Origin of the sequence: Actinokineospora bangkokensis (genome assembly GCF_001940455.1) — a bacterium.
In the GTDB taxonomy this organism is placed as follows: Bacteria; Actinomycetota; Actinomycetes; order Mycobacteriales; family Pseudonocardiaceae; genus Actinokineospora; species Actinokineospora bangkokensis.
In genome coordinates this window covers 317,577-332,533 of sequence record NZ_MKQR01000026.1, presented here as the reverse complement: position 1 = coordinate 332,533, position 14,957 = coordinate 317,577, and the positions used below count along the sequence as shown (strand labels likewise).

Sequence of the window (14,957 nt, the reverse complement as noted above, 5' to 3'; positions counted from 1 at the left end):
CGGGATGAACGCGCCCAACGAGGGCTTCGCCGAGTCGGTCGCCCGGTTCAAGTCCGAGGTGTCCGCCGCGGTCACCCGGGCCCACCGCGCGTCGGCCGAGGCCAAGGACAAGCTGGGCCAGTTCCTCCGGGACAACAGCACCCTGGCCGCCCAGGCCCGCGACGGCAGGCTCAAGGTCGACCCCGGTGAGCTGACCGACCCCGCCACGCGCGAGCGGGCGGCGCGGTTCCGCCGGGAGCGGGGGCTGCCGGTCGAGGAGTACCCACCCGCGGCCGAACTGGTGGCCGACAAGCCCGCCCCGCCGCCCCCGCCGCCGGTGCCGGTGGAGGACCCGGACGCCGAGCACGAGCCGGTCGTCATCGAGCGCGACGAGCCGCTGCCCGCCCGGCCGGAGCCCGCCGCCGAGCCGGTGGCCGAGCAGCGCCCGCCCCGGCGCGGGCCCAAGCCCGACCGGCGCCCGCCGGAGGACGACGACGGCTACTTCGCCGACCAGCAGATCCTGCTCGAAGGCGGCTGACCTGCGCCGCAGCGTCGCGAACGCACACGGCGGCTTCGCGTTGGTGAAGTCCGCGCGGACCGCCCCGCGCCCGGTGAACCGGCTGTGACCTGCGGGTTCCCCGGTCCTGCGTTTACGGGAGCAACTACCTCCCGGCAACTGCGGCACGAGCGGAACCGAACCTGGCAGGGTTCTCGTCGTAAGCGGCGTACGAACGAAGAAGGCGTACGACCCACTACCCACCAGGGGGTTCTCCCAATGTCCGGTTACGGAATCACGCCCGAAGAGATGGCCAAGGCCGCCGTCGACGTCGACAACGTCAACGAGGAGAGCCAGAACGCGCTCAAGTCCCTCGGTGGCGCCCTCGCCCCGCTGCACGACAACTGGAAGGGTGCCGCGGCGCGCGCCTTCGCCACGCTGATGGAGCGCTACAACACCGACGCGGCGAAGCTGCACGACGCCCTGCAGGCCATCTCCGAGCAGCTGAAGCAGTCGAACGCGGCGTACGTCCAGCAGGAGGAGGAGTCCTCCTCCTCGCTGTCGAACATCACCAACGTCCTGGGTGGCTGAGCTCCGCTCGCCCCGGCTCTTCGCAGCTGATTCGCAGTACCCCGCAGTGACACCGCAGACCTTCCCCAAGGGAGAACCCCAATGAACGGCGACATGATCAGCGTCAACTTCGCGGAGGTCGCGAACGCCTCGGCGTCGCTCGCCTCCACCTCCGGCCAGCTGGAGACCCTGCTGGGCGACCTCAAGGCCCGCCTGGCCCCGCTGGCCGCCGGCTACACCGGTGCCGCCTCCGAGGCGTGGCAGGCCAAGCAGGCCGAGTGGGACAAGGCCTACGACGAGCTCAAGCAGGTCCTGAGCTCCATCGCCGTGGCCGTGCAGCAGTCGGGCGAGAACTACGAGGCCACCGAGAAGGCCAACGCCTCGAAGTGGGGCTGACCGCCCCCCGCCGCTGAGGCGGTAGGTCGTCCACGCCTTGACCCGAGCGGGACCCGGTGCACCGGGACCCGCTCGGGTTTCGCGCGTCCGGGGGTGTTTTCCACCACACCCCGCGCCCGGTGCCCGGGCCCGCCGCCACGCGGTCGCGCGGGCGGCCCGCCACGGCGGGTCGCACCCCGATCCACCGGCCCCGGGAGGCCGTCGCGGGGGGCGGTTTTGACCCCCTCGGGGCGACCGGGTATCTTCTTTCGTTGTTGTGCGGCGCGGGGCGTGAAGCTCGACTGGACGAAGCTGGGTCGAGTGGCGTTGCGCGCCCCTGAGCAGGCCTGATCCTGCCCGGGGGTGAGGCCCGCACAGGCACCCATGACGCAAGTTGACGATGAGGTAGACCCGTGCCCACGTACAGCCCTAAGCCCGGCGAGGTCGAGCGCGCCTGGCACGTGATCGATGCCGAGGACGTGGTGCTCGGCCGTCTCGCCACGCAGGTCGCGAACCTGCTCCGCGGCAAGCACAAGCCCACCTTCGCACCGCACGTGGACACCGGCGACTTCGTCGTCATCGTCAACGCCGAGAAGGTCGTGCTCACCGGCACCAAGCGGGACACCGCGTTCGCCTACCGGCACAGCGGTTACCCGGGCGGTCTGCGCAAGCGGTCCTTCGGCGAGCTGCTGGACACCCGCCCCGACCGGCTGCTCGAGAAGGTCGTCAAGGGCATGCTCCCCAAGAACAAGCTCGGCCGCGCGCAGGGCAAGAAGCTCAAGGTCTACGCAGGCCCGGAGCACCCGCACGCCGCCCAGCAGCCCAAGCCGTTCGAGATTGCGAAGGTCGCCAAGTGAGCGAGGACGCCGTGACCCCCGAGGCCGTCGAGGCCCCTGAGGTCGACGAGACCCCCGAGGCCGAGACCACCGACGCCGCCGAGGCCACCGACGCCCCCGAGGCCGTCGAGGCCGAGGCCACCGAGTACGCGGCGGACGACGCCGACGGCGCGGTGGACGCCGACGGCTACGACGCCGCCGACGAGCCCGCGCCGGTCCTGCCGCGCCTGGGCGCCGAGTCCGCGCAGACCGTCGGCCGCCGCAAGCAGGCGATCGTCCGCGTGCGGATCACCCCCGGCTCCGGCCAGTTCACCCTGAACGGCCGCTCGCTGGAGGAGTACTTCCCGAACAAGGTGCACCAGCAGCTCATCCGCGAGCCGCTGGTGATCACCGAGAAGCCGGAGTCGTTCGACATCCGCGCCAACCTGCACGGCGGCGGCATCACCGGCCAGGCCGGTGCGCTGCGCCTGGCGATCGCGCGCGCGCTCATCGAGCTCGACGCCGAGGACCGCCCGACGCTGAAGAAGGCAGGCTTCCTCACCCGCGACCCGCGGGCCAAGGAGCGCAAGAAGTACGGCCTGAAGAAGGCCCGCAAGGCGCCCCAGTACAGCAAGCGCTGACCCAGGGCTTCACCCGGAAGGAGCGGCAGGCACGGCCTGCCGCTCCTTCCGGCGTTCCGGGGACCGTCCACCCCGGCCGTTCGACCTCCCCCACCCCAGTTGCCCCCACACCCCACCGCAGCGGAGGATGCACCACATGGCACGCCTGTTCGGCACCGACGGAATCCGGGGGCTCGCCAACCGCGACCTGACCCCCGAGCTGGCGCTGTCGGTCGCCGCGGCCGCCGCGTCCGTGCTGGCCCCCGCGGGCGCCGCGCACCGCCCGGTCGCCGTGGTCGGCCGCGACCCGCGGGCCAGCGGCGAGATGCTCCAGGCCGCGGTGTGCGCGGGCCTGGCCGCCGCGGGCGCGGACGTGCTGCAGGTCGGCGTGCTGCCCACCCCGGGCGTGGCGCACCTGGTCGGCGCGCTCGGCGCCGACCTCGGCGTGATGATCTCCGCCTCGCACAACCCGATGCCCGACAACGGCATCAAGGTCTTCGCCGCGGGCGGGCACAAGCTCGACGACGCCGTCGAGGACGCCATCGAGGCCGCGGTGGCCGCCCCCGCCGCCCGGCCCACCGGCGCGGGCGTCGGCCGCATCTACGACATCACCGACGCCCACGACCGCTACGTCACCCACCTGCTCGCGAGCACCCCCAACCGGCTCGACGGGCTCAAGGTCGTGGTGGACTGCGCCAACGGCGCCGCCTGGGCCGCCGCCCCGCAGGCCTACCGGGAGGCGGGCGCGGAGGTCATCGCGATCAACGCCCTGCCCGACGGCGAGAACATCAACGACGGCTGCGGCTCCACCCACCTCGAACCGCTGCGCGCCGCCGTGCTGGCCGAGGGCGCCGACCTGGGCATCGCCCACGACGGCGACGCCGACCGCTGCCTGGCCGTGGACGCCGCTGGCGAGGTCGTCGACGGCGACCAGATCATGGCCGTGCTGGCCCTGGCCCTGCGCGAGTCCGGCGAGCTGGTCGACGACACCCTGGTCGTCACCGTGATGAGCAACCTCGGCCTGCACCTGGCCATGCGCGACGCGGGCGTCAAGCTGCGCAGCACCGCCGTGGGCGACCGCTACGTGCTGGAGGAGCTGCGCGGCGCCGGCCTGGCCCTCGGCGGCGAGCAGTCCGGCCACGTCGTGCTGCCCGCCTACGCCACCACCGGCGACGGCCTGCTCACCGCCATGCGCCTGATGGCCAGGATCGCCGCCACCGGCAAGCCCCTCGCCGAGCTCGCGGGCGTCATGCGCAAGCTCCCCCAGGTCCTGGTCAACGTCCGCGTCGCGGACAAGGCCGCCGTCGCCGCCTCCACCGCCGTCGGCCAGGCCGTCGCCGAGGTCGAGACCGAGCTCGGCGACACCGGCCGCGTCCTGCTCCGCCCCTCCGGCACCGAGCAGCTCGTCCGCGTCATGGTCGAGGCCCCCACCCAGGACCTCGCCCAGTCCTGCGCCGACCGCCTCGCCGCGGTGGTGTCCGCAGCCGGGTGAACCCCACCCCCGGTGACGCCGTTCCCCCCGTGCCACCCCACCACCCTCGGTAGATTCCCCCTGAACACCGTGGACAAGGGGGAATGCCATGCCGGAGGGGAACCAGGGCGGTGGCGGCACGCAGATGGACCCGGCCGCCGTCGAGCAGATCGGCCGCGAGTTCGGGCACCTGGCCGAGGCGCTGCAGGCGGCGGCGGGGTACGCGGTGGCGAGCCCGCTGACCGCCGAGCAGTTCGGTGAGCTGCCGGTCGCCGCGCGCACGGGGGAGCAGTTCATGGCGGCGGTGACGGCGCTGGGCACGTCGCTGGGGTACGTCAGCCAGCTCGCCACGGCCACCGAGCAGGCGCTGCTGTCGTCGGCGGGCCTGCAGGACACCACCGAGACCACCGAGGCGGCCCGCTACAGCAGCGGCAGCAGCCCGCTCGGGCGGCCGGGGGGCGCGATCTGATGGGCGCGGTCACCAACTCCGCGAACGAGATCTTCGGGGTCACCGACAACCCGCCGCCCCACGTGAACACCGGCGACACCGGCGCGAGCATCCTGGGCCGGGTGCAGACGCTGCGCGACAAGCTCAAGCGGGAGCACCTGGGCGGGGTCTACGACCGCTGGCGCCGCAACCCGCTGCGCGGCGCGAACTGGGGTGCCTGGGTCTACGGCGACGGCGACGAGGAGAAGGACCTGCCGAAGCTGGAGCCGATCAACTTCGGCGCGTGGTGGGACATGCGCGGGCGCCTGGCGAACATGGCCACCATCGGCTCCAAGCTCACCGACGCGTTCACCGGCGCCAAGACCGGCATCTCCGCGGTGTGGAAGGGCGAGGCCGCCGACGCGGCGATGGCCAAGTTCGACCAGGTGGTCGGCGGTGCCAAGCAGTACGAGGACAGCAACGCCCTGCTGTCGGGGGCCATCGACGGGCTCTGGCACAACGTGCGCGACTCGCTGCTGGAGCTGGCGGCGTTCGGCGACGCGGGCCAGCGCGGCGGCACGTACAACACCGGCAGCGCCGCGGGGTCCGAGCAGGGGCTGCACGAGCAGCTGGACAAGCTCGACCGGATCGCGGCGATGCACCCCAAGATGGAAGACGTGATCATCAAGTGCATCGAGGAGGACGCGCTCACCTTCTTCGGTTCGGTGGACTCCTTCCCCGAGGGCATGCAGAACCTGCAGGCGATCCAGGTCTTCATCGAGGTGTTCAACAAGCTCTGCGGCGAGTACGACGACGTGGTGACCGAGTGGCGGGCGCGGATCAAGACCGCCGTCGACGCCATCAAGCGCGACTTCGACCAGTTCGCCACGACCGTCAGCGGCATCGACACCATCGCCAAGGTGGGCGAGCCGACCGCCACCAACCCCTTCGCCGAGGTGGCACCCCCGCCGCAGGCCCAGCAGCCCCCGCCGGATGACGGCGGCGGTGAGAAGAAGGACGACGCGGGCAAGAAGGACGCCGGGAAGCACGACGGCGGCGGTGCGCAGGCCGTCGACACCGGAGGCGGAGGCGGTGGTGGTGGTGGCGGCAACCAGGGCGGTGGCGGAGGCGGGTCGCAGCCCGTCGCGGCCAAGGTGCCCGAGCCCCCCGACACCACCGGGATCTTCGAACCGCCCGGCGCGCCGGAGGACCCGGCAGCGGGCACGACCGACCCGAGCGGGCTCACCGACCCCGGCGGGCTGACCGGCCCCGGCGCCGACCAGGTGCCCGGCCTCGGCCAGCCCGGCGCGGCGCAGCCCAGCACGGTGACGATCACCGATGGCGACCGGCAGATCACCGTGTCCAGCCCGGACAGCCGCGGCCAGGTCGAGGTCACCATCGACGACGGGTCCGGGCAGCCCAAGCACTACACCCTCTCCTTCGCCGACCAGCAGACCACCGGGGCGGGCGCCGCGGGCCCGGGCACGCCGGGCGCCCCCGGGCTGCCCGGCGCCGCGGGCCAGCCCGGGTCGCTGCCGCAGCAGGCGTTCGGGCCGGATGGCGGGCAGGTGCCCGGTCAGCCCGGTCAATTCGTGCAGGCCGGGGCGGACGGGGTGGCGCACTTCCAGGACGGCGGGTTGGCGGTGTCCGCGGTGCGGGAGGGCGACGGCGTCGCCCTGACCCTGGACGACGGCAGCGGCAAGCCGACGACGTACGCGGTCGACCTGCAGGGCCAGGCCGCCGACCCGCAGCAGGCCGCCGGGCAGGTCCCGGGCGGTCACGGCCGACCCGAGCAGCCCACCGCCCAGCAGCAGGGCGCACCGGTCCACAGTGGCGCGGCACCCAGCGCCCAGCCGGTCTCGTTCGCCCAGCCGCAGGCCGTTCCCGCCCAGCCCGACCAGGCCTTCGCCCAACCCGCCACAGCGGACTGGGGGAGCACGCACGCGTCGTCGGCGTTCACGTCCACCGACGACCAGTGGGGGTCGGCGGGCTCGGGCCTGTTCGCCGACCAGGACCCGGGATCCGGTGCGCCGCACGACGATGGCGGCACCGACCAGGGCATGCAGGCCGCAGGCGCCGGTGAGGCAGGCCTGGCCAGCGCGTCCCCGCAGGGCGACCAGCCCGGACAGCAGGCGGGTTCGGCGCTCGGCGGCGGGGGCGTGATGGGCGGCGGGGGCATGGGCGGCGGCGGGGGCGGTGGCGGCCAGGGCGGTGACTCCGAGCGGCAGGCGAGCCCGTGGCGCACCATCGGCAACCTGTTCGACGCCGACGACGAGTGGCCCGCGGGCCCGATCGGCGGTGAGGTGCGGCGATGAGCATCGAGGAGCACCCGCTGTACCGGGCCGCGCAGGCCCCGTTCGAGGAGTCCGCCTACGCCCGCCGCGCCTCGCTCGCCCAGGTCGACGGCGACTTCGCCGCCCGCGCGGAGCGCACGGCCGAGCAGCGGGCGCAGGAGCGCGCCCAGGTGGAGGGCATGGTCGCGCGGGCCACCGCGCAGCAGGACCGGGGGCAGGCCCAGGAGCAGCCGAAGGCGACGTGGCAGCGGGAAGAGCGGTCGACGGTGCTGTCCTTCGGGGCGGAGGAGTTGCAGCAGGGCAGCGCCGCACCCACGGACGCCTTCCCGGTGCAGCAGCCCGCCCCGCCCCCGGTGCGGGCGCCGGAGCCGCCGCCGGTCGTGGTGGAGCGGCCGCGGGCGGAGCGGTACCTGTCGTTCGGGGGCGAGGACGAGGACGTGGCCGAGCGGGTGGCACCGCCGGTGCCGCCGGTGAGCCCGCCCCCGCCGCACGCCCCGCAGCGGCGGTCCCCCCGGCCCGCGGCCCGGTCCGAGGACGACGACGGCGACTGGTCCGAGCGGAGCTGGATGAACCGCTGACCACTGTGGACGACACCGGACGCCCCACCCCCGTCACCTCGGGGGTGGGGCGTCCGTTTTGCACTGGTGAAGGAAGCGGAACCGGGCGGCGGGGTCCGGTCGTCGCAGTGGGCAAAGGCGGACAGCGGGAAGAGGCGATCGTTGTGGACGGGTACACGACCGGGGGTGAGCTCGCCGGGATCGCCGGGAGGGTCAAGGCGCAGGCCGAGCCCATCGGGGCGCAGGCGGACGCGGTGGACCACGGGCAGGTGGGCGACGCCGACTTCGGGCGGGCGTTCGCCGGGACCGGGAGCGCCTACACCGCCGCGCTGCGCGACCACCTGGTGCACAGCATCCGGGCGTACGCGACGGCGACGAGCACCTACGGCGACCGGTTGACCGACACCCACCGCCAGTACGCCGAGACCGAGCAGGCCAACACCGGGAACGTCCAGGGGGCGATGCACTGATGGCCGAGCGCAGCACCTGGGACGAGGTCAAGGCCGTCCTGGACGACCCCAGCGTCTCCGACGACGACAAGGCGCGCATCCTGCGGTCCTACGCCGAGGCCAGCGGCGGGTCGCCGCTGGCCTTCGGCGGCGACAAGGGCACCGACGACTTCAACCACAACCGCGACGAGGTGCTGGAGTACGCCGAGCGCTACGGCGTCGCGGACGAGGTGTTCGGGGGCCAGTTCCACAGGCGCTCCGAGGACGACCGCGACGCCGCGCAGCAGACCCTCGACGAGCAGCTGCGGCGGGCGGGCTGGGACCGGGCCACCGCGCAGGCCGAGGACGACCTGGCCGACGCCGCCGGGCGCACCGCCGAGGCGGGCGGGCCGGGGGTGGCCACTTCCGACGAGCTGCTCGAACCCGGCTCGCGCGGGATGATGTTCTTCAACTACTTCATCCCCCCGCACAACGACTGGCGCGGCGGCGGCCCGGACCTGCACCGCGACGTCGAGGCCGTCTACGACGAGCTCAAGGGCATCGCCTTCGCCAAGTTCCGCGCCGACGCCGCCGCCATGGCCACCGCGCACTCGGAGCTGACCGAGGCCACCCTGGACATCAGCACCGCCAACAACGACCTGCACGGGGTGTGGTCGGGCCCGGCCGCCGACGCCGCGAGCGCCTACGGCGGCAAGCTCGTCGCGCACGGCACCGCGGTCGGCGACGCGGCCGAGACCGCCTCGACGCTGGTCACCGAGGGCATCGGGCACGTGGAGACCGCGGTGGCCCGGCGCGCGCAGACCGTGCTGTCGCTCAAGGGCGACACCGTCGACGGGCTGACCCCCGAGGACGTGTTCCGGGTCATCCGGGCCGCGCGCCAGGAGGCCGACCGCGACGAGCTGCGCGCGATGCGCGGGTGGCCGATGTTCTCCGGCTTCAACGACATGTTCTTCTCCGAGGTCACCTGGCTGTTCGCGGGGCCCCAGGTGCGCGAGATCGCCGCCGAGGCCGCCGCGAAGTGGCTCAACGGCACCTTCGTGGCCCTGTTCGACCAGAAGAAGCAGTCCTTCGACGAGGTGTGCCGGGCCACCAAGCAGACCGTGCAGGAGTGCTGGGACGCGATCACCCAGGGCCTCGCGCAGATCCCCGCCGACCCGTTCACCGACCTCGCGGGCGGCATCCAGGTCGACCCGCAGGAGGGGCGGACCTCCGGCGAGCAGGGGCCCGGCGAGGTGCAGAACGCCGGTGGCGGCAGCGGCGGTGGCGGTGGGGGCACCGGCGGCGGCGCGACGGCGCCCTCCAGCGCGGGGATGCCCTCGGGGTCCGGCGCGGGTGCGGGCTCGGGTGCCGGGGCGGGCAGCGGTGCGGGCGCGGGCGGCGGCACCGACGCGGCGGCGGCGGCCGAGCAGGCGCGGCGCGACGCCGAGCAGCAGGCGGCGCGGGCGGTCGAGGAGCTGCGCGGGGCGGGCAAGGGCAAGAGCGAGCTGGAACCGGGGGCCACCGACGGCGCCGACGGCCTGCTCGGCGGCGTCGGGCGGGGCCCGCGCGACGAGGTCACCATCACCGATGGTGACACCACCTACACCGTCACCGAGCCCGACGCCCAGGGCCGCGCCACCCTCACCGTGGACACCGGCGACGGCAAGCCCAAGACCTACCAGCTCGACTTCGGCCCGCAGGACGGCCAGGGCGGCCCCGCGGGCCAGGCCGGGCAGGGTGCCGACTTCGGGCCGCAGGGCGCCGAGCGCCGGGCCGCGGCGCTCACCCCGGACCCGGAGACGGGCAAGATCGCCCTCGACGGCGGCCTCACCGCCGAGCGCACCGCGGACGGCAAGATCGTCCTCACCGCGCCGGGCGCAGACGGGGCCGACCCGAAGTCCTACACCGTCGACTTCGCCGACCCGACCGACGCCGCGCGCTCCGGGGCGTTCAGCGGCCGCCTCGACGGCGCCGCAGTCCCGGCCGCGGCCCCGGTCGACCTCGCCGCTGGCGGCGGTGGTGCCGGTGCTGGCGGCGGTGCGGGCGGTGGCGGTGGTGCGATGGGCGGCGGCGGTGGTGGCGGCGCGGGCTTCGGCGGCGGCGGTGCCGTCACCGGTGGCGCGCCCGGCTCCGCCCCGACCGGCGAGGGCTCCTACGCCGGTGCGGGCGCGAGCGGCCCGGCCCCCGCCGCGCAGGGCATGGCGGCCGCGGGCGGGAGCGCCCCCTCGGGCGGTTCCGGCTCCGGGACCGGCGGCGGCTTCGGCGGCATGCCGATGATGGGCGGCGCGGGCGGCGGCGGTGCCGCGGGCGGCGGCGAACGCGAGCCGAACCGCTACCTCATCGCCGACGACGTCTTCGACGAGGACTTCGACCGCTTCGCCCGGCTCAAGGGCATGCTCGAACCGGAGGTCAACCAGTGAACCCCGTGCTGAGCAGGGCCAGGGCCCGCTTCGCCGCGGCCGCGGCGACCTCCCGCGACGCCCAGGCCGACGCCGAGCAGGCGCTGGCCGCCGCGGCGGCGCGGGCCAGGGCCAACACCGAGGCCGTGGCGCGCGCGTCGGCCGAGGCGTTCGGGCAGGTGCAGCTCGCCCCGGAGAAGGAGGAGCGCAAGCACCAGCGCACCACGGCGCCCAAGTCCTACGTGATGCGGTTCGGGGCGGACGAGGACGAGTAACCGCGTGGGGGAGCGGTGGGTGGGGTGGGCCCGGCGCGGGGCCCACCCCCTCACGCGCTGGGGGCCAGTTCGGCCTCGCTGTCGTAGCTGAGCTGGGCGCCCTTGACCGGGTTGTCCAGCAGCGCGGCGTAGTGGCGCTGCCCGGCCAGCTCGGCCAGGAAGAACGCCGTCAGCAGCGACCGGGCCACCCGCCGCGTCGTGCCCTCGGAGCCGCCGGAGACCAGCAGGCCGCTCCAGTGCTTGCCCTCGGTGAAGCCCATGTGCCCGGCCTTGGGCAGCGTCCACACCCGCGCGGGCCCGGCCCAGGCGCGCGCGATCGCCTCGGCGTGGCCCACCGGCGGGGCCACGACGTCCTTGCCCGCGGCGAGGTGGATCGACGGCGCGGTGCACCCGGTGGCCGCCTCGGTGGCGAACGGGCGGGTCTGCGCGGCGGCCAGGGTCGCCACGGCCTTGACCCGGTCGTCGGCGGCCGCGGCCAGCACGGCGCTGCCGCCGCCGGTCGAGTGGCCCGCCAGCCCGAGCTTGCCCGGGTCCACGCTGATGTCGCCCTCGCCGAGGCGCACCCCGACGCACACGTCCAGCGCGGTGCTCAGGTCGGCGGCGAGCAGGCGGTGCGAGCCCAGCGGGCCCACGTGCGTGCCCGGCGCCGCCGCGACGATGCCCCAGGACGCCAGGTGGCGCAGCAGGCCGTGGTAGCGGTGCGGGGGCTGGAGCCAGCCGTGCCCGAAGGCCACCGCCGGGAGGCCGAGGCCCGCGGCGGGGGTGCACACCACCCCGGGCATCCCCACCAGCGCCAGGTCGCCGCGCAGCACCCGGTGCGGGCCGGGGCGCGACAGCTCGTCCAGGAGGGCCTTGGCCTTGCGTGCCATGCGCGCAGCCTAGCGGGGCACCCGACCGGTCGCCCGCGGCCCGCCGGGGCGGGGCTGGGGGGTCGGCCGCCGCGCCGGCTACTCTGGTCGCGTGTGCGGAATCGTGGGATACGTGGGACACCGGGCTGCTCTGGACGTCGTGCTCGACGGTCTGCGCAGGCTCGAGTACCGGGGGTACGACTCGGCGGGCGTCGCGGTGCTCGCCGGGGAGGGCCTCGCGGTCGAGCGCAAGGCGGGCCGGTTGGCCAACCTGGAGGCCCGCCTCGACGAGGTGGGCCGGGACGGGTTCGCGGGCACCGCGGGCATGGGCCACACCCGCTGGGCCACCCACGGCGCGCCGGTGGACCGCAACTCCCACCCGCACCGGGACACCACCGGCCGGGTCGCGGTGGTGCACAACGGGATCATCGAGAACTTCGCCGCGCTGCGCGCCGAGCTGGAGGCCGCGGGCGTCGAGCTGGTCAGCGACACCGACACCGAGACCGCCGCGCACCTGGTGGGGCTCGCCTACACCAGCGGCGAGACCGCCGGTGACCTGCCCGCCAGCGTGCGCGCGGTGTGCCGCAGGCTGGAGGGCGCGTTCACCCTGGTGGTCACCCACGCCGACCAGCCGGACCTGATCGTCGCCGCCCGCCGCTCCTCGCCGCTGGTGGTGGGCCTGGGCGAGGGGGAGACCTTCGTCGCCTCCGACGTCGCCGCGTTCATCGAGCACACCCGCGAGGCCGTCGAGCTGGGCCAGGACCAGGTGGTGACGATCACCCGCGAGGGCTACGACGTCACCGACTTCGCGGGCGAGGCGGCCCCGGTCAAGCCGTTCACGGTGAACTGGGACCTCTCGGCCGCGGAGAAGGGCGGCCACGAGTACTTCATGCTCAAGGAGATCGACGAGCAGCCCACCGCGCTCGCCGACACCCTGCGCGGGCACTTCGCGGGCGGGCGCGTCGTGCTCGACGAGCAGCGCCTGTCCGACCAGGACCTGCGCGACGTGGACAAGGTGTTCGTCGTCGCCTGCGGCTCGGCCTACCACTCCGGCCTGGTCGCCAAGTACGCCATCGAGCACTGGACCCGGCTGCCCGTCGAGGTCGAGCTGGCCAGCGAGTTCCGCTACCGGGACCCGGTGCTCGACCGCGACACCCTGGTCGTGGCGGTGTCGCAGTCCGGGGAGACCGCCGACACCCTGGAGGCCGTGCGGCACGCCCGCGAGCAGAAGGCGCGGGTGCTGGCGGTGTGCAACACCAACGGCGCGCAGATCCCGCGCGAGTCCGACGCGGTGCTCTACACCCACGCGGGCCCGGAGATCGGCGTGGCCTCCACCAAGGCCTTCCTCGCCCAGATCGCGGCGAACTACCTGGTCGGCCTGGCCCTGGCGCAGGCCCGCGGCACCAAGTACCCCGACGAGGTGGCGCGGGAGTTCCACGAGCTCGCCGCGATGCCCGAGGCCGTGCGGACCGTGCTCGGCACCACCGCCAGGGTGCAGGCGCTGGGCCGGGAGCTGGCCGACGCCAAGGCGGTGCTGTTCCTGGGCCGCCACGTGGGCTACCCGGTGGCCCTGGAGGGCGCGCTCAAGCTCAAGGAGCTGGCCTACATGCACGCCGAGGGCTTCGCCGCCGGTGAGCTCAAGCACGGCCCGATCGCGCTGATCGAGCCGGGCCTGCCGGTCGTGGTGGTCATGCCCTCGCCCAAGGGCCGGGCGGTGCTGCACTCGAAGCTGGTGTCGAACATCTCCGAGATCCAGGCCCGCGGCGCGCGCACGATCGTCATCGCCGAGGAGGGCGACGAGACCGTGCGCCCGTTCGCCGACGAGCTGATCGAGGTGCCCGCCGTCCCGACGCTGCTGCAACCGCTGGTCTCGACCGTGCCGCTGCAGGTGCTGGCCGCGGAGATCGCCCGGTCCCGCGGGTACGACGTGGACAAGCCGCGCAACCTGGCCAAGTCCGTGACGGTGGAGTAGCGGCGGTATGCGAAGCGCCTGGTCGACGCACCGGATCCGCGAGGCGGAGGAGCGGGTGCTCGCCGTCACCCCCGACGGCGCGCTGATGCGCCGCGCCGCGTGGGGCATCGCCCGGCAGGCGCTGGCCATGCTGCGCGAGCGCACCGGCGGGGTGGCCGGGCGGCGGGTGCTGCTGCTGGTCGGCGCGGGCAACAACGGCGGCGACGCGCTGTGGGCGGGGGCGTTCCTGCGCAAGCGCGCGGTGGCCGTCGACGCCCTGCTGCTCGCCCCCGAGCGCGCCCACGCCGAGGGCTTGGCCGCGCTGCGGTCGGCCGGGGGCCGCGTGGTGCAGGCGCCGACCAGGGCCGACCTGGCGGTCGACGGGATCGTGGGCCTGTCCGCGCGCGGCCCGCTGCGCCCCGCCGCCGCCGAGGTGGTGGCCCGGCTCGACGCGCCGGTCCTGGCCGTCGACCTGCCCAGCGGCGTCGACCCGGACACCGGCGCCGTCGACGGGCCCGCCGTCACCGCCGCGGCCACGGTCACCTTCGGCGGGTGCAAGCCGGTGCACTTCCTCGCGGCCGAGCGCTGCGGCGCGCTGACCCTCGTCGACCTGGGCCTGGACCTGCCCGACCCCGACTTCGGCGTGCTCGACCGCGCCGACGTGGCCGCCGCGTGGCCGCTGCCCGGCGCCGACGACGACAAGTACACCCAGGGCGTCGTGGGCATCACCGCGGGCTCCTCGACCTACCCCGGCGCGGCCGTGCTGGCCACCGGGTCGGCCGTGCGCGCCACCTCCGGCATGGTCCGCTACGCCGGGTCGGCCGCCGAGGAGGTCAACCGGCGCTACCCCGAGGTCGTCGTCACCGGCTCGGTGGGCGACGCCGGGCGGGTGCAGGCGTGGGTCGCCGGGCCCGGCATGGGCACCGGCCACCCCGCCAGGGACGTGCTGCGGGCGGTGCTGGAGCAGGGCGTGCCGGTGTGCGTGGACGCCGACGGGATCACCCTGCTGGCCAAGCACCCCGAGCTGTGGGACGCCCGCGACCCGGGGGTGCCGGTGCTGCTCACCCCGCACGACCGCGAGTTCGCCAGGGTCGCCGAACCGCGCGGGATCGAGCTGGGCGCCGACCGGGTGGCTGCGGCGAAGGCGCTGGCCGCCGAGCTGGGCGCGACCGTCCTGCTCAAGGGGCACGCCACCGTCGTCGCGGGCCCGGACGGGCGCGCGCTGGTGAACCCGGCCCGCTCGCACTGGCTGGCCACCGCGGGCTCGGGCGACGTGCTCTCCGGCGTCGTCGGCGCCCTGCTGGCCGCCGGGCTCGACCCGGTGCTGGCGGGCGGCGCCGCGGCCTTCGTGCACGTGCGCGCCGGGGAACTGGCCGCGGCGGGCGCGCCGACGTCGGCGTCCAAGGTCGTCGACGCCGTGCCCGACGCCATCCGGGACGTGGTCGGCTAGGG

Annotated in this window: 15 protein-coding genes; 14 read left to right on the top strand and 1 reads right to left on the bottom strand. The window is 75.1% G+C overall.

The features are described 5' to 3' along the window. Positions 1-4: 4 nt before the first annotated feature. From BJP25_RS24125 to BJP25_RS24070, 12 genes are all read left to right on the top strand, one after another. Complete coding sequence (locus tag BJP25_RS24125) at positions 5-517, top strand: hypothetical protein (RefSeq protein WP_075977273.1); 513 nt, start codon at positions 5-7, stop codon at positions 515-517. Between the two features lie 237 nt (positions 518-754). Next, positions 755-1,066 (top strand): WXG100 family type VII secretion target, encoded by a 312-nt coding sequence (locus BJP25_RS24120; protein WP_075977272.1) that lies wholly within the window; start codon positions 755-757, stop codon positions 1,064-1,066. Between the two features lie 81 nt (positions 1,067-1,147). Then, positions 1,148-1,441, top strand: a complete 294-nt coding sequence (locus tag BJP25_RS24115) for a WXG100 family type VII secretion target (RefSeq protein WP_075977271.1) — start codon at positions 1,148-1,150, stop codon at positions 1,439-1,441. Between the two features lie 392 nt (positions 1,442-1,833). Next, positions 1,834-2,277 (top strand): 50S ribosomal protein L13, encoded by a 444-nt coding sequence (rplM, locus tag BJP25_RS24110; protein WP_075977270.1) that lies wholly within the window; start codon positions 1,834-1,836, stop codon positions 2,275-2,277. Further along, complete coding sequence (gene rpsI / locus BJP25_RS24105; RefSeq protein WP_233158235.1) at positions 2,274-2,876, top strand: 30S ribosomal protein S9; 603 nt, start codon at positions 2,274-2,276, stop codon at positions 2,874-2,876. Before rplM ends, rpsI begins: the two co-directional genes overlap by 4 nt. Positions 2,877-3,012: 136 nt before the next feature. After that, entirely contained in the window at positions 3,013-4,347 is a 1,335-nt protein-coding gene (glmM, locus tag BJP25_RS24100; protein ID WP_075977269.1) for a phosphoglucosamine mutase, read from the top strand. Positions 4,348-4,435: 88 nt separating this feature from the next. After that, a complete protein-coding gene (locus BJP25_RS24095; RefSeq protein WP_075977268.1) occupies positions 4,436-4,795 on the top strand; it encodes a hypothetical protein in 360 nt (119 codons plus the stop codon). After that, positions 4,795-7,068 (top strand): hypothetical protein, encoded by a 2,274-nt coding sequence (locus BJP25_RS24090; protein ID WP_075977267.1) that lies wholly within the window; start codon positions 4,795-4,797, stop codon positions 7,066-7,068. Before BJP25_RS24095 ends, BJP25_RS24090 begins: the two co-directional genes overlap by 1 nt. Then, the gene (locus BJP25_RS24085; RefSeq protein ID WP_075977266.1) at positions 7,065-7,625 is read left to right on the top strand and encodes a hypothetical protein; all 561 of its coding nucleotides are present in this window, start codon (positions 7,065-7,067) and stop codon (positions 7,623-7,625) included. Before BJP25_RS24090 ends, BJP25_RS24085 begins: the two co-directional genes overlap by 4 nt. Positions 7,626-7,768: 143 nt before the next feature. Next, positions 7,769-8,074 carry a hypothetical protein gene (locus BJP25_RS24080; protein WP_075977265.1) on the top strand — a complete coding sequence of 102 codons (306 nt, stop codon included), beginning with the start codon at positions 7,769-7,771 and terminating at the stop codon, positions 8,072-8,074. Continuing rightward, on the top strand, positions 8,074-10,452 hold the full coding sequence (locus BJP25_RS35110) for a hypothetical protein (protein WP_075977264.1): 2,379 nt from the start codon (positions 8,074-8,076) through the stop codon (positions 10,450-10,452). The genes BJP25_RS24080 and BJP25_RS35110 overlap by 1 nt, the downstream gene beginning before the upstream one ends. After that, positions 10,449-10,706: a hypothetical protein gene (locus tag BJP25_RS24070; protein WP_075977263.1), complete on the top strand. Its 258-nt coding sequence runs from the start codon at positions 10,449-10,451 to the stop codon at positions 10,704-10,706. The genes BJP25_RS35110 and BJP25_RS24070 overlap by 4 nt, the downstream gene beginning before the upstream one ends. 50 nt (positions 10,707-10,756) lie before the next feature. Here BJP25_RS24070 and BJP25_RS24065 read toward each other — a convergent pair whose 3' ends face one another. Next, on the bottom strand, positions 10,757-11,575 hold the full coding sequence (locus BJP25_RS24065) for a dienelactone hydrolase family protein (protein WP_075977262.1): 819 nt from the start codon (positions 11,573-11,575) through the stop codon (positions 10,757-10,759). 91 nt (positions 11,576-11,666) lie between these two features. On the opposite strand from BJP25_RS24065, the gene glmS reads away from it, so the two are divergent. Together glmS and BJP25_RS24055 are read left to right on the top strand one after the other, a co-directional pair. Then, complete coding sequence (gene glmS / locus BJP25_RS24060) at positions 11,667-13,526, top strand: glutamine--fructose-6-phosphate transaminase (isomerizing) (RefSeq protein WP_075977261.1); 1,860 nt, start codon at positions 11,667-11,669, stop codon at positions 13,524-13,526. 7 nt (positions 13,527-13,533) lie between these two features. Then, complete coding sequence (locus BJP25_RS24055; protein WP_075977260.1) at positions 13,534-14,955, top strand: NAD(P)H-hydrate dehydratase; 1,422 nt, start codon at positions 13,534-13,536, stop codon at positions 14,953-14,955. Positions 14,956-14,957: the final 2 nt, after the last annotated feature.